Raw genomic sequence first — 20,607 nt, forward strand, 5'->3', positions numbered from 1 at the left:
TTTACCTCATGAAAGTTAATAGAACCTGGTTGGTGTCGTGCTTCGCGATGTTGTTCCACATCGCATCCGCGCAGCAAAAAAGCCCTTTTAAACCTCAGAAAGCTTTATTAGACAACATACAAAGCGATTTTAAGCTTGCAGATGCACAGTACAAGTACATGGCCACGCTATTGCGGCCAGAGCAATTCCCTAAAACTTTCCACCCCGAAACGGGGAAGACGGAAACCAGCAATTCGGGCTGGTGGTGCAGCGGCTTTTATCCCGGCACCCTGCTCAAGCTTTACGCCCAAACCCATGATGAAGCCCTGAAAGCAGAAGCCGACCGCATCATGGCTGTTTTAGCAAAAGAGCAATACAATACGCATACGCACGATTTGGGTTTTATGATGTATTGCAGCTTCGGCACGGCCAACCAATTGGAGCCAAAGCCGGAATACAAGCAGATACTGATAAATAGCGCTAAATCGCTCTCTACTCGTTTCAACCCAAAGGTGGGTTGTATTAAATCGTGGGATTCTAAGCCGTCTGATTTCCTGGTCATCATCGATAATATGATGAACCTCGAATTGCTGTTCTGGGCTACCCGCGAGACGGGCGATTCCAGCTACTACAAAATCGCGGTTACCCACGCCAACACCACTATCAAAAACCATTACCGGGCAGATTACAGCTCGTACCACGTGATTAATTATAATGCTGAAACAGGTGCCGTACAGGAAAAGAAAACCGCCCAGGGCTTCGCAAATGAATCGGCATGGGCCAGGGGGCAAGCCTGGGGCCTCTATGGCTTTACCGTAATGTACCGAGAGACAAAGGACAAGAAGTACCTGGAACAGGCAGACCATATTGCAGGCTTCATACTCAATAACCCTAACCTCCCGGCAGATAAGATACCCTATTGGGATTACAATGCGCCAAACATCCCCAACGCCCTGCGCGATGCCTCGGCCGCAGCCATAGCCGCTTCCGCATTATTGGAACTTTGTCGCTACAGCGACAAGCCTTCTGCAAGCAAATACTTTAAAGCAGCGGAAAGTATCCTGATTGCCTTATCATCTAAAATCTATAAGGCATTGCCCCAAACCAATGGCGGCTTTATATTGCAACATAGCGTGGGCCATTTCCCGGCAGGTACGGAGATTGACGTGCCGCTAACTTATGCCGATTATTATTTTGTGGAAGCGATGGAAAGGTACAAGGCGTTTGCGGGGAGGAAATAGCTTGGTGATTTAACCGCAAAGGACACAAAGATTTCACAAAGAGCGCGAAGGTTGTTTTAGCGCTCTATTAATGGTAAACCAACTTTCTTTCTTTGCGGTAAAATTAGCTTATAGCGTTAATTCACCGCCTTTATCTTTATCAACAATTTTAGCCCGGACAGTCTGGGCATTTTAAGTAGGAAAGTTCGAACAAAATGATTGAGCCAATTTGTATTAATAGATAGATTAATTCGGTTTTAAAAAAAGAAACTGGTTTGCGTTTAAAAAGGCAGCTATACAACAGCACGAATATAAATGCAATAAATAACGGGAACATCAATAGATCGGTCCAAAGTAAAAGCATGCCAAAGAATCTTGCTTCGCCCTGTAAATTATTTACATTATGCAGGGCTACCAAAATACACAATACCGAATTCGTTGCAAATACGATCCGCAGAATTGATTTAAATATTTGCATTTCTATTCATTCTTGTCTTTAATGTCTCCGCATATTCCCCCGATAAGGGAACCTGCGGCAACGTATGCTATCAATTCACCGCCCTTATCTTAATAACCAGCTTTTTCACCTTTCCGCCGTTTCTTATGCCCGCTTCGTGTAGTTCGCCTGGGAAAAACAGGAAAAAGTAGTCGGGCGTTGCCGTATGTGCTTTGCCTTTGATGTAATAATTCTGCACATCCTTGGTTTCATCGTATGGCTTGGTAACCACTACCGAATCTTTTTTGCCCTGCGTGTATATGTCCTCCCTGCCTGATATGACGTAATGCAGGTCGATAAAATTCTTATGCGTTTCAAATCCCGCGCTGTCGAGCTTTTTTGGTTCAGGCTCGGTGATAATTGCGAATATGTTGTCGCCATCTATGGGGTATTTACCCGGCGCCATCAGTTCCAGGTTACGATCGCGCAAAAAGGCGATTACTTTATCCCAGCCGGCTTTGTTGGCTTCGTATTGTTTGGCAAACTCTATTACGTTCAGTGGCTGCTCCGGGTTTAACTTTAAGCCATTGGCCCAAACGCGTTGTTTAAGCCATGCTTTGGCCGTTTTTTCGGTCCACACGGTACGGCCACTCTGCGCTATGCAAACGTTTGCGAGGATTAATAAGGCAATAAGCGCGCACAAGCTTTTGTAGGCTGATAAATGTTTCATAGTTTAGTTTGATAATTGGCGCCCGGCTGGCGGCGGGATAAAAATAGCTTTTTATACAGCATAAATATAAACAATTCTGCCTTGAAAGTATTACACAGCGTACACCCCGAAGACTTTAAAAGCTACCATACCCAACAAATTCGCGAGCGGTTCCTGATAGATAAACTGGTGCAGCCCGGTGCCCTCAACTGCGTTTACACCCATTACGACAGGATGATCGTAGGCGCGGCATGCCCTGCGGACAGTCAGCTGGACTTGCCCAATTACGCCAACCTGCGTGCTGATTATTTTTTGCAACGCCGCGAGATAGGTATCGTCAACGTTGCCGGTGATGGTGAGGTAATTGCAGATGGCCAGGCATACACCCTGAAGAAACTCGACTGCCTGTATATCGGCAAAGGCGTTGAATCGGTTACGTTCACCAGCGCGAATGCAGCATCGCCTGCTGTATTTTACCTGTTATCTGCACCTGCTCACGCCATATATCCTACCACGTTGGTAAGCAACAATGAGGTAGTTAAGGTTAATGCGGGTAGTACGGCCATGGCCAATGTGCGCGTAATCAACAAATACATCCACGCCGAAGGCATCAAAAGCTGCCAACTGGTAATGGGCCTTACTATACTGGCAAACGGCAGTGTTTGGAACACCATGCCACCCCACGTGCACGACCGCCGCATGGAGGCCTACTTTTATTTCGATCTGCCCGAAGGGCAAAAGATATTCCATTACATGGGAGAGGGGCAAGAAACCCGGCACATCCTGCTGGGTAATTACGATGCGGTGGTTTCGCCGCCCTGGAGCATCCACTCCGGCAGTGGCACATCCAGCTATAGCTTTATTTGGGGCATGGCCGGCGAAAACCTCGATTATACCGACATGGATGCAATAGCGATAACAGATATCAGATAACACAAACAAATACAGACTTGGAAAACAAATTTTCATTAGCCGGCAAGGTGATTATAGTAACCGGCGGCACGGGCATTTTAGGTAATGCATTCATCAAAGGGATAGTAGAAGCAGGCGGTGCTGTTGGCATTTTGGGCCGAAACGAACAAGTTGCCGAAGAACGCGCAGCCGCTATCAATGCGGGCGGCGGGCAGGCCATTGCGCTGATAGCCGATGCCATGGACGAGGCACAATTGATTGCTGCAAAGGATAAGATATTGGCCAAATTCGGCCGGATAGATGGCTTGGTTAATGGTGCCGGCGGCAACATGCCCGATGGCGTGCTGCAGCCCGAGGAGGATCTGTTTGCCATGAAACTGGATGGTATGAAAAAAGTGGCCGACCTTAACCTGTGGGGAACGCTTATCCCCACACAAATATTTGGCCGGGAGATAGCGAAGACGGGTAGGGGGAGTATTGTGAATATTTCCTCCATGAATTCCAAAAGCGCGGTGACTAAGGTGCTGGGCTACAATATGGGCAAGGCTGCCGTTGATTGCTACACCCAGTGGTTTGCCGTAGAGCTGGCCTACCGCTATGGCGATGCCATCCGCATGAATGCGCTGGCCCCCGGTTTTTTCCTTACCGAACAAAACCGTAACTTGCTTACCAAGCCCGAGGGCGGTTATACACCGAGGGGCGAGTCGGTTATCCGCAACACCCCTTTCAAACGGTTTGGTCATCCGGATGAGTTGATTGGAGCCCTGGTATGGCTGCTGAGCGATGCCTCGGCCTTTGTAACCGGCTCGATGATTTGCGTAGATGGCGGGTTCTCGGTATTTAGCGGCGTTTAAAATGAAAAAATGAGTCTGTATCATAAATAAAACCCAGCGTTAAACAACAAAACTAAATTTGGTCAAAATAGGCTTTGTGCCCTTTGCGCTAAACTATATGCCAATCTTTGCGGACTTTGTGGTTAAAATTTTACCGCAAAGTCCGCGAAGGGAGAAACACAAAGAACACAAAGCCAAATTTGATTTTGAGTAAAAAAGCCCAAAATGCATTTATGATACAGCCTCATTTAATAAAACAAGTAAAAAGATAGTATGGGCAAAGGCCGTATAGAAGCGTTTAGTGATGGTGTTATAGCCATTATCATCACCATTATGGTGTTGGAATTGAAAGTGCCGCACCACGCCGATATAGAAGGCCTGCTGCCGCTGCTGCCTGTATTCGTGAGCTATGCACTTAGTTTTATATACGTGGGCATCTATTGGAACAACCACCACCATATGTTCCATGCGGTAAAATCTGTAAATGGTGCGGCGTTATGGGCCAATTTGTTTTTGCTGTTTTGGCTGTCGCTGGTGCCATTTGTTACCAGTTGGATGGGCGAGAATCACTTTGCCAAATGGCCGGTAGTATGCTACGGTGTGGTATTGATTATGTGCGCCGTTGCCTACACCATATTGGCAAGGGTGCTGATACACCACCATGGTGAGCATTCCCTGCTGGCCCGGGCATTAGGTGGCGACTATAAAGGAAAGGTTTCGCTGGGGATATATGCAACGGCGGTAGGCGTGTCGTTTTTTTACGCATGGCTTGGTTTTGCACTGTATGTGGTAGTTGCCTGCATTTGGTTTATCCCTGATAGGCGCATAGAAAATAAAATAGGGCATGAGGAGGGCCCGATAGGTGGCTAAATTTTTTGATGAGATTGGTGATAAGCATCGTGAGTTTATCACCGCACAGAAGATATTCTTCACAGCATCGGCACCGCTTGATGCCGCCGGGCATGTAAACCTGTCACCTAAGGGGATGGATAGCTTCCGGGTACTATCGCCTACGCGCGTAGCCTACATGGATATCAACGGCAGCGGCAACGAAACCTCGGCACATATGCTGGAGAACGGCCGCATTACCATCATGTTCTGCGCCTTCGATGGTCCGCCGAATATCCTGCGCCTGTATGGTAAAGGCTATACGGTTTTGCCCGGGCACCATGAGTGGGAAGAACTATCCGGGCTGTTCCACCTGCCGCTGGCTGCCAGGCAGGTAATTGTGGCCGATATACATATGGTGCAAACCTCCTGCGGCTTCGGCACCCCATACTATGAATACCTGGGCGAGCGCGACCAGGCCATCAAATGGGCCGAAAACAAAGGCGCCGAAGGGATAGAAAAGTATCAAGCAGAAAAGAACCGCATCAGCATGGATGGCCTGCCCACGGCGATGTTTGATGAGTTTTAGTTCGGCGGTGGGAGATTTTTTCAATTCCCCTCTAGAGAGGGGTGCGTTGGATGGTGTGGTGGCAGGGGTGTGTTTGCCACGATGCAATAGCGAAATGCATCGTGTATAACACACCCCTCCACCCCTCTCAAGAGGGGAATCGCACATTCCCCCGCTTTTATTTGCTACAAATCTCACTTTCGGTGTCCTCACCTAAAATCCAAAGGCTTTTAGGTCAACTCCTTCATCAATTTATCAAAAGCCTCCTTCAACTCGGCCAGTTCGGTTTCAACTTTGCTTAACCTTGCTTCTAATTCAGATGAAGAGCGGCGCACAGGTTCGTCGATAGCATCATCTTCGGGGATGGTGCCGCCCAGCAGGTGGCGGTAGCGCACTTCTTTTTGGCCGGGGCGTTTAGGCATTTGCTCTACGTAAGGCATGTCGCCATCGGCAAGTTTCTCCAGTATGGTTTGTACCTCGTCCAGATCGTCGAACTCATACATCCTGCCCGAGTTGGAATTTATCTCGCCCGGCGTAAGCGGGCCGCGCAAAATGAGCAGGCATATCACCGTAACTTCCGATGGTACCACCGGGAACACGATGCCGAAGTTATGTTTATACTTGATGGCCCTGCTGCTGCCGCCGGTTGCAGTAGATATCAACCCCTTGCGTTTCAGAGTATCCAAAGCAAGCGTTACCTCATTATCGCTATAATCCACTACCGGTTTGCGTGATGATTTCTGGTTGCAGGCAACGGTAAGGCCGTTAAGCGTCATCGGGTAATAGTCGGGCGTGGTTTTGCTTTTTTCCATCAGCGAACCCAAAACGCGTAACTCGGTATCGGTTAAAACAGGTAAAGATTGCGGAGTATCCATACGCGAAGATAGTTAACGGTTGGCAGTTTTCAGTAAGCAGTTAGCTAATGTTGGCGTTCAGGTGAGGACACCGGCAATTGGGAGTAATAAAAAGTTCCAATCCTTCTTTCCCCGGGGCCGGTGTCCTCACCTGCACTTTGCGGTAAACCTAGAATTGTCAACTTTTTAGAAAGTTGACAATTCTAAATTTCAGCCTTATTATCTTCGTCACCATGACGATAAGTATTTTAGGTTGCGGATGGTACGGGGTGGCGCTGGCAAAGGCACTGGTAGCTGATGGCGTGACAGTAAAAGGTTCTACTACTTCTCTGGACAAATTCAACATACTGGAAGCCGAAGGAATAACCCCATTTCTTATCGATTTATCCAGTGAATCGCCCTTAAATGCTGCTTTTTTTGAAGCTGATATCCTCATCATCGCCATACCCCCCAAAGCACGCTCCGGCGCAGGCAGTGAATATGTGCCGAAATTGCAACGCGTGATTGAGGCCATCGGCAAATCATCCCTCGAAAAAGTAATCTTCATCAGCTCGACAGGTGTGTATGCCGATTTGAACGCGCAGGTTGACGAGCAAACACGACCTCAACCAAACACCCCGGCCGGACAGGTGCTGTTTGATGCCGAGGAATTATTCAGGCGGCAAACAGGGTTTCAAACGACCATCATTCGCTTCGGCGGCCTCATCGGCCCCGGCCGCGACCCCGGCAGGTTCTTCGCCGGGAAAAAGGATATCCCTAACGGATTGGCCCCCATCAACCTCATCCATCTGGACGATTGTATCGGTATTACCAGAGCCATTATCGCGCAGGATGTCTTCGGCATAACCATTAACGCCGTTGCGCCGCATCATCCCGAAAAGGCTGAATTTTATGCCATGGCCGCCGCTAAATCGGGATTAGAGCTGCCGGTTTTCCTGTCGGAATTGAAGGAGTGGAAAATTGTGGATAGCATGGTGGTTGGGCAGAAACTTGCCTACGGTTACAGTATTGCGGACTGGCTCGATTGGCTAGTGTAAGCTATTGAATCCCGAACGACCTGTTCTTGAAATATGCAATCTTTAGTTCGAACATCTCGGCCATTTTGGCGGCGCGCCATTTGGCCTCATCGGCTTTTTCGCCTGCAAATAACTCATCTACCGTTTTGGTGAATAAGGCCATCCAGGTTTCGAAATGCTGATGGGTCACAGGCAGTTTCGCATGTGGCGGGAAGGGGCTGCCGAAATAAGTATGCTCGCCTAATAATACCGTTTGCCAAAAGCGGTACATCTTTTCGAGATGCACAGGCCAGTTATCCTGTATTACTTCGTTAAAAACCGGGCCCAACAGGGCATCTGCTTGAATCCTATCGTAAAAGGTATCTACGAGCAGTTTTACGTCATCAATCGTTAATATCGTGGGTCTTTCGTCTATCTTCATTTCACTTCAAATTGATAGGTGCCGGCTGTTATGGCATAATCTTTAACGCTGTTTACCAATTTTCCGTCTAAATATGCTTTTTTACCCTGCGGGAAGCTGATGCTTGCCGTGGTGTTTGCGGGAATGGTGACTTTGTATTCCACCGCTTCGCCATTGCGTTTCCATGAGGAAATAATCTTGCCATAAGGGCTGGTGTGCGTGGCCTCGAACTGGTTTAAGCCTGCAACGAAGTTCGGTTTCAATACCACATGCTTAAAGCCCGGCTGCTTTTCATCGGGCTCGATGCCGCCGATACCCCGGTACAGCCAGGCACCAATACCGCCGAACATGATATGGTTGAGCGATATATCGTGCTTGGCATCTATGGCCCAGTTTTCGTAAAGCGTGGTAGCACCGTTAACCATCCACCAACCCCATGATGGGTAGGTTTCCTGCGCGGCAATTTTGTAGGCCACATCGGCGTAGCCGTTATCGCTAAGCGCATTCATGATGGCCTTTCCGCCCAATATCCCCACATCCAGGTGGAAGTTATCAGTTGCTACGCGTTTAGCCAAATTGGCGGCTACACGGGCTTTATAGGCGTCTGGCACGATGCCCATAAACAGCGGCACGCTCAGTTCGGTTTGCAGCCCGGTGTTGTAGCTGCCGGTTTGTTCGTTCAGGTATTTATCGTTAAACGCTTTTTTAATTTTGGCTTGCAGGGCGGTGTATTTGCCATAATCGTCGGTTTTGCCTAGTAGTTTGGCAATTTTAGCGAGGATGGCCACATCGGCGTAATAATAACAGGTAGAGGTCATCTCTACCGGTGATACCGATTTAACCGGCACCCAATCGCCAAGTCCCCAACTGCAAAGGCCCGATGGGTAAAGCTGATCGATGTGATTTACGTAACGGCGGATATTATCGTAATTGTCGGCCAGTATTTTCTGGTTGCCGTAAAACATGTAAACGTTCCAGGGTATCATGGCCACGGTGCTGGTCCAATCTGGCCCGTTGCCCCATTCGTAGCCCCAGCCAGCCGTTGGGATAATGGAAGGCAGCACGCCGTTGGGCTGCTGCTCGTCGCGATGGTCGGCCATCCATTTCTCGTAAACGGTAATGCCGTCGAAATTGTAAAGGCCCGTTTCTGATGCAATGATGGCATCTCCCGTCCAGCCATTCTTCTCGCGCTGCGGGCAATCGGTAGGGTAACCAAAAAGGTTGCTGAGGTACGAGTTATTGGTGGCATACCATATTTTGTTGATGGTGGGGTTGGAGGTGTTTATGTTTCCCACAGGCGCAACATCGCTATGCATAAAATAACCGGTAAGGCTTTCTTTGGTTAATTCTATGGGTTCGGTACTGCTCACCTCTACATATTGGAAGCCTTTGTAATTGAATTTAGGCATAAAGGTTTCGGTGCCTTTGCCGCTCAGCGTAAAGATATCTACCTGGAAAGGGTCCTTATCGTCGGTAGGGCGGTAGTGCAGGTCGATATTGGAAAGATCTACATGGCCGTCCTTGTACAGCCTTTCGCCATGTTTCAGGCGGATAACGGTACCTGCTTTGCCGCTAACGGTTATCTTGCTCACGCCGGAGATGTTCCTCCCCAAATCGAAAACGTAATTGCCATTATCCATTTTGCTGAGGGTTTTCGTGGGGATTTCTTCCACTGCGCGGATGGGTACCACCTGCTGCGATACGATGTTTTGCGATGGGGTGGGGCGTGCAAAGGCCTGCTTCCATTTGGTATCGTCGAAAGCTGTGGTGTTCCAGCCGGGTTGATCGAGCCGGGCATCGTAATGCTCGGCGGTATAGATGCTGTTGAGGGTTATGGGGCTCAGATCAGTTTTCCAGTGTTCGTTGCTGGTGATGGTTTCGAAAGTGCCATCGTCGTAGGTAATCCGCAGGTCGAGGCAGAAGGTGGGCCTTGCGCGCCATGCGGCTAAATGGAAATCCCAAACGGCGGTGCTTTGGTGGTTATACCAGCCATTACCCAGTAACACGCCGATGGCGTTTTTGCCTGCGGCTATCTGGGCTGTAACGTCATAGGTAACATAAAGCGTGCGCCTATCGAACCGGGTGTACATAGGGTCTAACCTGTGGTTGCCAATTTTTTGGCCGTTGATGTATAGCTCATATAAACCCGCCACGGCGATGTATGCCCTGGCCGATTTTACCTTTTTGCCCGTACTGAATGTAGTACGGAAGTAGGGGGCTGGTTTTACGTTGAATCCGTTCTCGTCGCTTATCCAGCTGCCTTTCCAGCTGCCCATGCTCATCATGCCGGTTTCGAAGCTGCTGATGGCCGAGGGCGTTGCCTTTACACCGTTTTTATCCCAGGTAACAACACGCCAGTAATATTTAGTAAAGGGCTGCAGGTTCTTGCCCTGGTAAGTTGTTAATATATCCGCAGAGATAATTTTGGCCGTTGCCCAGGCTTTGCCGGTTCCCTTGCTAACCTCTGCTGAATCCGTCCCTACGATGATTTGGTAAGCCGTTTGTGCAGCGCCCTGCCGGTTATCGGCTATCATCCAACTTAAGCGCGGATGCGGCGAATCGACGCCGAGCGGATTTACCAGGTACTCGCAACGCAGGTTTACGGGTTGGGCGGCAAAAGAATTAAGGGAGACGAACAGAAAACAGGCAAGCAGTCGGATATATAATTTCATGGGATGGCTAATATCGAAATTAGCGCGGGGCTTAGCAAGGGAAATACGATGCTTCGCATCCTCATCTGTCTGATGCTGTCTCTTAGTACTTTACTCGCTGTATTTCCCTTACAATTTCTTTATTTTGATATCCCTGAACCACACGTCTGCACCATGATCCTGCAAGGCTATGCGGCCTTTTTTGAAAGTGCCAAAATCGGGATAGTCCTTGAATTTACTGCCGGCGACGAGTTTTTTCCAGTTATCGGTCCATAGCTTGGTGGTAAGCACCTGCTCATCGTTGATGAAAATATTCAGCACGCCGCCGTTTACCAATATCATGGTTTTGTTCCATTCGCCAGCGGGCTTTACGTTATCTTTGCTTATCGACATCAAGTCATAGAGGTCGCCGGCACGGTGTTTTATCAGGAAACCATCTTCATTTTCTTTATTATCGCATATCTGTGTTTCTATGCCGGTATGCCAGCAGTAAGGATACTTTTTGGGGTCCTCGTTCACCAAAAAGATAACGCCGCTATTGCCCGCGCGGGATATTTTCCATTCCACACAGAACTCGAAGTTCTCGTATTCGTTATCGGTAACCAGGTCGCCTCCGTTTTTGCTTTGCCAGTTGCCTTTTTGCGAGGCATCTAAATGAAGTACGCCGTTCCCGGCTTTCCAGGCTTTGCCGGCCTCGGTTTTGCCGTAGGTATGCCAGCCTTTCGTTGTTTTACCGTCAAAAAGCTGTTTCCAGGTGGTATCGGTAGAGGTGGTGCTATCTGTGGTTGCTGCGGTAGTGTTTTTTTTCGACGAATTGCAGCTGCTCATGAGCGCAGCCGCAAATATTAACAGTAAAAAGCTTCTCATAGTACTTAGTTTATCAATCTCACAAAACGTTATAAATTCCCTTTTTTCATTTCGCCTACTGCGTAGGTTGCCGCACGTGCGGTTAGCGCCATATACAAAATAGACGGGCTTTGGTTGCCGGTGCTTGCCATACAAGCGCCATCGGTAACGAATACATTTTTACAGTGGTGTAATTGGTTCCATTCATTTAGCAGCGAGGTTTTTGGGTCCTTACCCATACGTACGCCGCCCATCTCGTGGATATCTAACCCGGGAGCCTGCTTATTGTTGTAGGTGCTGATATTTTTACATCCGGCTTTTTCCAGCATCTGGCTGGTTTGGGTAAGGAAATCCGTAATCATCCGTTCGTCGTTATCATCATAACTTACGGAAGTTACCAGCAAAGGGATGCCCCACTGGTCTTTTTTATCTTCGCTGAGCCTAACGTGGTTGCTTTCCTTAGGTACGGTTTCGCCCTGCAGGTAGGCAAATACGTGCCACGGGCCCGGTTCGCACATATCATCTTTATACTGTGCACCAACCTGGCCCTGGCCGGTTTCGGGCGTATGTTGGTCGCGGTAGGCGTTCATAAAGGTGGTGTAGCCGCCATAAAAGTCGGTTTCCTGCTTGTGCAGGTTGCGGAAGTTTACGAGAATCAGGTCCGTTGGGTTACGCCCGAAATAATATTTATCGAGGAAACCATCGATATCGGCATTAACCGAAGCGCGATAATTGTGGAAGGCGATATATTTGCCCAGTAAGCCGCTATCGTTACCCAAACCATTGGGGAAGCGGTTTGATTTGGAATTAAGCAGCACCAGGTTGCTGTTGAGTGCCGCAGCATTGAGGAAGATGATACGCGCTTTAAACTCTATTACCTCTTTGGTATTGGCATCTATCACGCGCACGCCTGATGCCTTACCCAGCTTTTCATCGTAAATAATGGAGTGTACAACCGAGTGCGGGCGAATAGTTAAATTCCCTGTCTTTTTGGCCCATGGCAGGGTAGAACTTACCGAGCTGAAGTACCCGCCGAAGGGGCAACCGCGCATGCACATATTGCGTGCCTGGCATTTGCCACGGCCCTGATCCAGGTGCACCTGTTGCGGGTCGGTTAGGTGGGCCCAGCGTGCATGCACAAGGTGGCGGTCGGTATAGTTTTCGTTTAGTTTTTGTTTGATGTGGGTGAGGGGGGCGTTCATGTCGAAAGGTTTCATAAACTCGCCGTCTGGCATAGCTTCCAGCCCGTCCTTATTACCGCAGATGCCGATAAATTTCTCCACGTGTGAATACCAGGGCGCTACATCTTTATAGCCTATAGGCCAGCCGATGCCGTAGCCAAAACGCTCGGGTGCGGTGAACTCGAAATCGCTCCAGCGTTGGGTGGCACGGCCCCAGGTTAGCGATTTGCCGCCGACCTGGTACCCCCGTATCCAGTCGAAAGGTTTTTCCTGAATGTAGGGGTGGTCGGCATCTTTTACGAAGAAGTGGTCGCAATCGTCGCCGTAGCCTGCTGCCTTAGTTATCAAGGGATTCTCTTGCTGCTGCTGGCGGTTTATGCGGCCGCGGTAGCGGAATTCCCAGGGTGGGGTGGTGGCGGTGGGGTAATCTTTTATATGCTCCACATTGCGGCCACGCTCAAGCACTAATGTTTTCAATCCTTGTTCGCAAAGCTCTTTAGCTGCCCAGCCGCCGCTGATGCCCGAGCCTATCACTATCGCATCGTACGTTAACGACACGGTGCCATCCGGTAAATTTATAGACATGTAGAGCTTTTATAATTGGTATTATAAAGATGCGGAAATTAATCCGGAAATGTAATGGCCTAAAACAGTTAGAGTAGGGCTTTGACCTGTTTTTATGTAACAATTTGAAGAGGAATTGGCGAGGATGAGCGCGGCCCCGGCATCCAGCCCAAGCAACTGACCGATGCAGAAACCTGCGTTGAAGTTATCGCCCGCACCTGTGGAAATGGTGGGGTTAGCAATAAAAACCGGTGTATCAGAATAGGTGCCCGATGCATCCCAGGCCAGCGAAATTTTTGAAGTATGTATGATAAGCGTACCCAGGCTCAATTGGGGGAACAGGGCATCGCCGATAGCCTGTAAATCAGAGGGGATATCCGCATTGTTGAGTTTTTTATACAAAATACCCGCCTCGTTGCGGTTAAGGCTGAGCGTAGCGTGGCCATGTTTACCGAATTGTTTTATCAGCCCCAGGGCTGTGGTGATGGCTTCGGCGCTGCGTTTGGAGCAATCGGAAAGGTCGAAAAAGAAATGCCGTTGGCGGCTTTTTGCTCCTTGAAATACCTCATCAAGCAGACCCTGCCACATGTTATTGGAGTGGTCCGGCTCGCTCCAGTTAACCAGGCAAATCAAGCCGGCATCCGTAAAAATCTCTTTCAGTTTTGGTAAGCCGATGACAGATTTGATTGTTGCCCATTCGGCTTGATTCAAATCTGTCATTTGCGCCAGCATAATTTTACCATCGGCAAATTCCATAGCGGTGGTAAAGCCGGGGTTGGTAAAGCTGTGCAGGGTACAGGAGGGGTGCATGTCGGCAAACGCTGCGTGTATCGATGGCAGTCCGAATGCTCCCACGCAATCAACACCCGCGCCCATTTGTGCCATGGCATTGGCCATAATGGGCATGTTGCCGCCAAGCTTCAGTTGTTGCTCTTCGCTCTCCAGGCTAAAACCGCTGCCGCTTTTGGAAGAGATATAATCGCCGAACTGCATGATGGTTTGGAAGTGCTCCGTTTCGCCGCTTTGGGTTTTGTTGATGACCACCTTTACGATGGAATCGACAAAGCCATCGAAACCTGCGGCGATTTTTTTGGTGGCGAGTATCGCGGCAGCGTTTTGCAGGCCTTGCTGTATTGCAGTCAGCTTATCTTTCATTTGATTAAGAGGCGTGCTCCAATTGGGATGCTGCGCCGCTATCCAGCATGACGCGGGCATGCGGTATGGTTTGCAATATAGATGCCGGCACATCGGTACCCACCACGCCCTGAAGACTCTCCGCAATAATACCCGCCTTTTTTGCACCGGAGGCGATAAGCACGGCCATTTTTGCTTCTTTTAAATGCTGTAGACCAAGGGTGATGCCTTGTGTTAAAACTGTTTCTTGTTTAAAGTACTTCTGGCCCACTTCTACCGTGATAGGAGCTAATTCCGATACGTGCGCATATAAATCAAACGATGTCCCCGGTTCGTTAAGGCCCAGGTGCCCGTTCATCCCGATGCCCACGATCATGATATCCAAACCGCCGTGGCTGCTGATGAAATTGTTGATGCGCTCGCATTCAGCCTCCAGGTCTTCGGCTTTGGCGTCGAACATCACCACGCGTTCGGGATCGAGATCCAAATGGTTGAAAAAGTTAGTGTGCAGGTAATGTTTGCAGCTGCCGTAGTCGCGCTCGTCCATGCCTACCCATTCATCCAGCCCGATGACGGTGCATTGGCTAAAATCTGCTTTGCCTTCTTTGGCGTACTCCACCAAATATTTCAGCATCCCTGATGGCGACTCTCCAGAAGGGAAAACGATCAACGACTCAGGCTTTACAGATAAATATACAGCAACCAAATCGGCTGCGGCTTTGGACATATCGTCGGGGGTAGGGTAGATGGATATTTTCATTGTTGTGTTAATCTTGCTGTATTTTTTTAACCGCAAAGAACGTAAAGGAGAAACACAAAGATGGATATTTTCATTGTTGTGTTAATCTTGCTGTATTTTTTTAACCGCAAAGAACGTAAAGGAGAAACACAAAGATCGTAAGCTTTGTGAGTGGTTAAAAGATAGAACCTCAACCCACTTGTTTTCTTTCTTAGCGCTCTTTGCGGATCTATACCGCGCAAATCTTTGCGTTCTTTGCGTTAAATTATTCAGCTATACTTTTATTTAGATTTCCTTATAATTCAACCACAAATCCACCGGCTTAGCCACTTTGGCACTAAACGGCAAATTAATCTTTTTTCCTTGCCCTGCCGAGGCATAGGCCGCATAAATCATCTCCATTACGGCGCGGCCATCGTCGCCGGTTACCAGCGGGGTTTTGTTTTCGCGTACGCATTCTATAAAGTGTTTCAGTTCGTGCGGGTAGCCCTGGTTAAATACTTCTTCGAAAACGGTGAAGCTCCAGCCGGCAGTGGTGTCGGCCTTTTCCATGGCGTAGCCGTAACCTTCGCGGCTATACGTAATAGCTGCGTTGCCCATAAACAGGTCGGCATAAATAACGCCGCCAGTGCCGTATATCTCGCATTTATCGTCCATGCCGCCGTGCTTGGCCCAGCTGCTTTCGGCAATACAGGTTACGCCGTTCTCAAATTCTACAATCACTACGGCATTATCCTCCCCCTTGGTGCGGCCCTTATGGAAAACGGTATCCATGGTGGCGTAAACGCTTTTTACTTTGGCATGGTTGGTCATCCAGCGGAACCAGCCTAAGGCATGGCAGCCCATATCCATCAATACGCCGCCGCCCGCCAGGTTGATATCGTAAAACCAGTCGGTATGCGGACCGCTGTGTTTTTCAGATTGTTTGAGCATGTACACCTCGCCAACAGCACCCTCTTTTACCAAATGCCTTGCCCGCTCATATTTAGGGGCGAAGCAGAGTTCTTCGGCATACATCAGCTTTACGTTGTTGGCTTTGCAGGTGGCAATCATCTCGTCGGCCTCTTCCAGCGTCACGGCCAGCGGTTTTTCAATGATGATGTGTTTGCCGGCATTAGCTGCTTTGATGCAGCACTCAGCATGTAGGTAGTTGGGTACGCAGATATCCATTACCTCGCAATCAGTTTTTGCGAGCAGTTCATCCACATCGCTGAACCATTGTGTAATATGGAATTTCTCTGCAAAGGCTTTGGCTTTGTCCGGGTTGCGGGCATAAACGGCCACTACTTCGGCTTCCGGAATGAAACGATGGTACGATTCGAGGTGGATATCCGATATAAAACCGGCACCTAATATGGCAACTTTAGTCCTGTCCATTATAAGCAATTATAAGTATTTCATCTTTTTAAGGTAGTCTACCCAAATTACATAGGCTTCGGGTTTCAGATGGAGGCCCTCGTAGGTGTACTCGTCTTTCAGGCGACCGTTCTTATCGGCAAACAATTGGGTGAGCGTAATATAGGTGTAATCCAGGGCGGCAGCATTTGCCTTCAGCATGGCGTTTACCCGTGGGATATGCTCTGCCTTATCGTAATGCTGCGGGAATTTGGCATGCAGCGTATTCAGCGGCAGTATGCTTTGCACATATATTTTGGTATTCGGGCTTTTGGCGTGTATCTGCTTAATTATCTTGAAATAATTGTAGGCGATGACCGAATCGGGGATGTCCTTGCCGATATCGTTGATGCCGATGAGGATGAAAAGTTTTTTGGGTTCGCGGTCGGTAACATCGTCCAGGCGTTTCAGCAGTCCGAAGGTTACATCGCCGCCGATGCCGCGGTTTAGCACTGTGGTATCGTTCAGCAGTTTGCTCCAGTTACCCATCTCGGTAATGCTGTTGCCCAAAAAGATAGTAACGCCCTTAACAATTGGCTGCTTGCTGAATATGGCGAGGCGTTGCGGCGTATGCTCGGGGATAAAGGGGATAGTATCGAAGAGGCTTTGGTTCGTCGGTTTTTTTTGCGCCTGCGCCATAAAAGGCAGCAGAAGCAGCAGGAAAAAGTATTTCATTGTAGTTTATAGTTGGCAGCTAAAAGTAATAAAAAAGGAACCGGGATTAAGCGGATTTTTGCGATTTATTGGATTTTTAAAGATTTTGCTGCTTTTAAATAATAGTATTTAAATGAAATCATCGGCTGCTCATTGCCGCAGGGCTATTACTTTTTGAAGCACCAAAAAGTAACAAAAAGTGCTTTCAGCAGAAATGCTTCTTTGCCGCACGGGCCTTTCCCCTGCAAAGCCGTCAGAACTCAAGGGCTGGGAAAATTTGCCCCATGCTGCGCCGCTCATGCCCACCCCTTCAGCAAAAATTCCCTATGCCCTTCCGGCCGCACGGCCCACCACGTTCTGTCCGCTTTCGCCCGAAGCTTATCTGCTGATTTGAAGAAGGTTGGTCGGCAATCTTGCAAATCAAAATCCCCTTAATCGTAGAAATCTGCTTAATCCCGGTTCCTATGTGGGCTTAGTATCTCATCTATCATCCCAAATTCCAGTGCTTCGGCGGCTATCATCCAGTGGTCGCGGTCGGAAACTTTATACACGCGTTCGTAGGGTTGGCCGGTGTGCAGGGCGGTGATCTCGTACAACTCCTTCTTCATTTTGGTGACTTGTATGGCCGCTATCTCGATATCTGCAGCAGTACCCTGCGCCCAGCCGCTTGGCTGGTGCATCATCACTCTTGAGTGGGGCAGGGCTGCGCGTTTGCCCTTGGCACCTGCGCAAAGCAGCACCTGCGCCATAGAGGCGGCCATGCCGGTGCAGATGGTGGCCACATCGGGCGAGATGAACTGCATGGTATCGTAAATGCCCAAGCCGGCATACACCGAACCGCCCGGCGAGTTGATATAAATTTGTATATCCCTTTTGGCATCCGCCGATTGCAGGAACAGCAGCTGCGCCTGGATGATGTTGGCCACGTGGTCGTCCACTGCTGTGCCAAGGAAGATGATACGGTCCATCATCAGGCGGCTAAAAACATCCATCTGCGAGATGTTGAGCTGCCGCTCTTCCAAAATATTGGGCGTCATGCCCGTGGGCAGGTTAGCGGTATTTACCCGACTGATAAATCTATCTACATGCAAACTATTGACATGGCGATGCCTCACCGCATATTTGCGGAACTCATTTGTATTCATTTCTGTAAAATTTAGTTGATGCTTAGCGGAATAAACCCATTATTTTTTGCCTGAAGCTTTGGTGCTTCGGCAGGGTGAACAGTTGGTTATGCACGTCGCCTATGATGCTTACGAGGTTTTTGCGCCCGTATTGCTGCACCAGCCCGAGGGTTTGTTTATGCCATTGTACTTTTAGGGGCAATTCGTCATCAAGCAAAAGCTTAGCCTCGAAAAGCAGGGCTTCATCTGGCGCGGCGGTGCCTTGCACCTGCTGGTCTATTTGCTGTATCTCAGTCAATAAAGTCCTCATATTGCAAAGCGTTTTGTTTGATGGTTTCGCGTACTTTTTCCAGGCATTTATATTTTTGCACTGATACCGAGCGTTCGCCCGAGTACCCAAACAGGCCCGCTATTTGCTTCATCGGCAGCTTATCGTAATAAAAGGCGCTGAGGATGTCCATGCACTTTTTGCCTGCGGTTTCCAGGTAGTGCTGCAATTTTTCGGCAAGGGGTTGCGGCTCGGCTTCATCGGGCAGGTCGATGCCTTCAAATTCGTTCAGCGAGATATCGTAGCGCCCATCCCTGAATTTTTTGAACCAAAGGTGTTTGGCAATGCCGAGCAAGTAGGCGCTTTCGCCTTTTTGTAGTTCGAGCTTATCGGCTGCTGCCTTTTCGTAATAGATAACCAGCGCGTCCTGGAAAACATCCCGGGCATCATCAAAGGAGCCACCCAGTTTAGCCACATACCGGGCTACCGCCGGGAAAGCGCTTTTGTAAAGCCGCATGATGAGGGCTTCGGTTTCGGCATTTGTATTGTTTACTGGCATCATATCTGCGTTTAATAGTATGTGCAGAATTTTGGAGGATTATCACCCTAAGGTGAGGAAAAAATATCTGAACTCGAATTTTATGGAATTTTAAGAATTTACAGGATGCCTATCGTAGCTCAAATTCTGCCCATTCAACCAATTCCTTAAAATTCGAGTTCAGACAACCATCCCGATTCAGATAATTTCTACCAAACCAGTAGAATATTGCTTTAAAATCCTATTTTTAGCGCCGCAAACGCCGGTGCATGCATGCCGGTGATTTTTTTAAGGAAATATATAGAATGAAAGTTTTAAAATTTGGCGGTACATCGGTAGGTAGCCCCGACCGTATGAAGAAGCTGCTGGATATCATCAACCCCGCCGAGCAGCAAATTGTAGTGCTGTCGGCCGTATCGGGCACTACAAATAGTTTGGTAGAAATTGGACAGGCGTACCTTGCAGGCGATAAGCAGAAGGCCGCTCACCTAATCACCATTTTAAAGGATAAGTACGAAGTATTTATTAAGGAGCTTTTAGCAAAACCTGAGTTTTACGAACAGGGTAAAGAGGTAATAGATTACCATTTCCGCCTGCTAAGCGGGCTGGCGAACGACCTGTTCACCCCCATAGAAGATAAAATTATTTTAGCGCAGGGCGAGTTGCTCTCTACCACGCTTTACCATATTTACCTCAAAGAAATTGGCGTACCCAGCGTACTGCTGCCTGCTTTGGAGTTTATGAAAACCGATGAGGACAGCGAGCCAATTGTTGACCACATCACTTCGCACCTTACGCCACTGTTGGAGCAGAATAAGAGTACTAACCTGTTCATTACCCAGGGATACATTTGCCGCAACGTGTTTGGCGAGGTGGATAACTTGCGTCGTGGCGGTAGCGATTATACGGCATCACTAATTGGTGCGGGCATCCGCAGCGAGGAAGTGCAGATATGGACCGATATAGACGGAATGCACAATAACGACCCGCGTATTGTGAAAGGCACCAAACCTATCGCCCAGTTATCTTTCGACGAAGCGGCCGAGCTGGCCTACTTCGGCGCGAAGATATTGCACCCCCAGAGCGTGTTCCCGGCGCAGAAGTATAAGATACCCGTGCGTTTGCTGAATACTATGGACCCGCAGGCCCAGGGCACTTTAATTACTAACGACAGTGAGAAGGACAAAATAAAATCCATTGCCGCTAAGGATGATATTACCGCCATTAAGATACAAAGCAGCCGTATGCTGCTGGCACACGGCTTTTTGCGCCGCGTTTTTGAGGTGTTTGAGCGGTATAAAACCAGTATCGATATGATTACCACCTCGGAAGTAGCGGTATCAGTAACGATTGATGACACTACTTACCTGGGTGAGATAACGAAAGAACTGGCGGCCTATGGTTCGGTAGATATCGACGTGAACCACACCATTATTTGCGTGGTAGGCGATTTTGGTGCCGAGAAGCATGGCTATGCCGCCCGCGTACTGGAAGCTGTAAAACATATCCCCGTGAGGATGATATCCTACGGCGGCAGCGACCATAATATGAGTCTGCTGGTAAAAACAGAGGATAAGGTGGAAGCGCTGAGGAGCTTGCATAACAGGCTGTTTTAAGTAGTTCATGGTTGATGGACGATGGTTCATAGTAGAATCATGTATTAACAAAATAAACCACCGCGTCATTGCGAGGAACGAAGCAATCTCCCGATTAGCAGAGCGGACTTGCTTAGCTTAGAGATTGCTTCGTGCCTCGCAA

At 48.8% G+C, this 20,607-nt stretch carries 20 protein-coding genes; 7 read left to right on the forward strand and 13 right to left on the reverse strand.

Going from position 1 to position 20,607, the window contains the following annotated elements:
• Positions 1 to 8: 8 nt before the first annotated feature.
• Positions 9 to 1,220: a glycoside hydrolase family 88 protein gene (locus tag AC1DYT_RS05025; protein ID WP_477468550.1), complete on the forward strand. Its 1,212-nt coding sequence runs from the start codon at positions 9 to 11 to the stop codon at positions 1,218 to 1,220.
• 527 nt (positions 1,221 to 1,747) lie between these two features.
• On the opposite strand, the gene AC1DYT_RS05030 is transcribed toward AC1DYT_RS05025, so the two are convergent.
• On the reverse strand, positions 1,748 to 2,365 hold the full coding sequence (locus AC1DYT_RS05030) for a NanQ anomerase/TabA/YiaL family protein (RefSeq protein ID WP_477468551.1): 618 nt from the start codon (positions 2,363 to 2,365) through the stop codon (positions 1,748 to 1,750).
• A gap of 81 nt (positions 2,366 to 2,446) precedes the next feature.
• Here AC1DYT_RS05030 and kduI point away from each other — a divergent pair, with 81 nt between their 5' ends.
• From kduI to AC1DYT_RS05050, 4 genes are all read left to right on the forward strand, one after another.
• Entirely contained in the window at positions 2,447 to 3,277 is an 831-nt protein-coding gene (gene kduI / locus AC1DYT_RS05035) for a 5-dehydro-4-deoxy-D-glucuronate isomerase (RefSeq protein WP_477468552.1), read from the forward strand.
• 17 nt (positions 3,278 to 3,294) lie between these two features.
• The gene (locus AC1DYT_RS05040; protein ID WP_477468553.1) at positions 3,295 to 4,110 is read left to right on the forward strand and encodes an SDR family oxidoreductase; all 816 of its coding nucleotides are present in this window, start codon (positions 3,295 to 3,297) and stop codon (positions 4,108 to 4,110) included.
• A gap of 252 nt (positions 4,111 to 4,362) precedes the next feature.
• Positions 4,363 to 4,959, forward strand: coding sequence for a TMEM175 family protein (locus AC1DYT_RS05045; RefSeq protein WP_477468554.1), 597 nt, complete (start codon positions 4,363 to 4,365; stop codon positions 4,957 to 4,959).
• On the forward strand, positions 4,952 to 5,506 hold the full coding sequence (locus AC1DYT_RS05050) for a pyridoxamine 5'-phosphate oxidase family protein (protein ID WP_477468555.1): 555 nt from the start codon (positions 4,952 to 4,954) through the stop codon (positions 5,504 to 5,506). Before AC1DYT_RS05045 ends, AC1DYT_RS05050 begins: the two co-directional genes overlap by 8 nt.
• Positions 5,507 to 5,715: 209 nt before the next feature.
• Here AC1DYT_RS05050 and AC1DYT_RS05055 read toward each other — a convergent pair whose 3' ends face one another.
• A complete protein-coding gene (locus AC1DYT_RS05055) occupies positions 5,716 to 6,360 on the reverse strand; it encodes a YceH family protein (RefSeq protein WP_477468556.1) in 645 nt (214 codons plus the stop codon).
• 173 nt (positions 6,361 to 6,533) lie between these two features.
• On the opposite strand from AC1DYT_RS05055, the gene AC1DYT_RS05060 reads away from it, so the two are divergent.
• Positions 6,534 to 7,376 carry an SDR family oxidoreductase gene (locus AC1DYT_RS05060; RefSeq protein WP_477468557.1) on the forward strand — a complete coding sequence of 281 codons (843 nt, stop codon included), beginning with the start codon at positions 6,534 to 6,536 and terminating at the stop codon, positions 7,374 to 7,376.
• 1 nt (position 7,377) lies between these two features.
• On the opposite strand, the gene AC1DYT_RS05065 is transcribed toward AC1DYT_RS05060, so the two are convergent.
• From AC1DYT_RS05065 to AC1DYT_RS05115, 11 genes are all read right to left on the reverse strand, one after another.
• On the reverse strand, positions 7,378 to 7,776 hold the full coding sequence (locus tag AC1DYT_RS05065; protein WP_477468558.1) for a group III truncated hemoglobin: 399 nt from the start codon (positions 7,774 to 7,776) through the stop codon (positions 7,378 to 7,380).
• Complete coding sequence (locus tag AC1DYT_RS05070) at positions 7,773 to 10,427, reverse strand: alpha-L-rhamnosidase (protein ID WP_477468559.1); 2,655 nt, start codon at positions 10,425 to 10,427, stop codon at positions 7,773 to 7,775. The genes AC1DYT_RS05065 and AC1DYT_RS05070 overlap by 4 nt, the downstream gene beginning before the upstream one ends.
• Before the next feature lie 108 nt (positions 10,428 to 10,535).
• Complete coding sequence (locus AC1DYT_RS05075) at positions 10,536 to 11,273, reverse strand: 3-keto-disaccharide hydrolase (RefSeq protein ID WP_477468560.1); 738 nt, start codon at positions 11,271 to 11,273, stop codon at positions 10,536 to 10,538.
• A 29-nt stretch (positions 11,274 to 11,302) separates the two neighbouring features.
• Complete coding sequence (locus AC1DYT_RS05080) at positions 11,303 to 13,018, reverse strand: GMC oxidoreductase (protein ID WP_477468561.1); 1,716 nt, start codon at positions 13,016 to 13,018, stop codon at positions 11,303 to 11,305.
• A gap of 21 nt (positions 13,019 to 13,039) precedes the next feature.
• Positions 13,040 to 14,152, reverse strand: a complete 1,113-nt coding sequence (locus tag AC1DYT_RS05085) for a hypothetical protein (protein WP_477468562.1) — start codon at positions 14,150 to 14,152, stop codon at positions 13,040 to 13,042.
• A 4-nt stretch (positions 14,153 to 14,156) separates the two neighbouring features.
• Positions 14,157 to 14,891, reverse strand: a complete 735-nt coding sequence (locus AC1DYT_RS05090) for a glucosamine-6-phosphate deaminase (protein ID WP_477468563.1) — start codon at positions 14,889 to 14,891, stop codon at positions 14,157 to 14,159.
• Positions 14,892 to 15,155: 264 nt separating this feature from the next.
• On the reverse strand, positions 15,156 to 16,247 hold the full coding sequence (locus AC1DYT_RS05095; protein WP_477468564.1) for a Gfo/Idh/MocA family protein: 1,092 nt from the start codon (positions 16,245 to 16,247) through the stop codon (positions 15,156 to 15,158).
• A gap of 9 nt (positions 16,248 to 16,256) precedes the next feature.
• Positions 16,257 to 16,940 carry a GDSL-type esterase/lipase family protein gene (locus tag AC1DYT_RS05100; protein WP_477468565.1) on the reverse strand — a complete coding sequence of 228 codons (684 nt, stop codon included), beginning with the start codon at positions 16,938 to 16,940 and terminating at the stop codon, positions 16,257 to 16,259.
• Between the two features lie 428 nt (positions 16,941 to 17,368).
• Complete coding sequence (locus tag AC1DYT_RS05105; RefSeq protein ID WP_477468566.1) at positions 17,369 to 18,064, reverse strand: ATP-dependent Clp protease proteolytic subunit; 696 nt, start codon at positions 18,062 to 18,064, stop codon at positions 17,369 to 17,371.
• Between the two features lie 22 nt (positions 18,065 to 18,086).
• Complete coding sequence (locus AC1DYT_RS05110) at positions 18,087 to 18,353, reverse strand: hypothetical protein (RefSeq protein ID WP_477468567.1); 267 nt, start codon at positions 18,351 to 18,353, stop codon at positions 18,087 to 18,089.
• Complete coding sequence (locus tag AC1DYT_RS05115; protein WP_477468568.1) at positions 18,334 to 18,873, reverse strand: RNA polymerase sigma factor; 540 nt, start codon at positions 18,871 to 18,873, stop codon at positions 18,334 to 18,336. Before AC1DYT_RS05115 ends, AC1DYT_RS05110 begins: the two co-directional genes overlap by 20 nt.
• Positions 18,874 to 19,154: 281 nt before the next feature.
• Between AC1DYT_RS05115 and AC1DYT_RS05120 the strand changes: the two genes are divergently transcribed.
• Positions 19,155 to 20,465, forward strand: coding sequence for an aspartate kinase (locus AC1DYT_RS05120; RefSeq protein ID WP_477468569.1), 1,311 nt, complete (start codon positions 19,155 to 19,157; stop codon positions 20,463 to 20,465).
• Positions 20,466 to 20,607 lie beyond the last annotated feature (142 nt).

It is taken from the genome of Mucilaginibacter sp. P1_D10, from assembly GCF_056406215.1.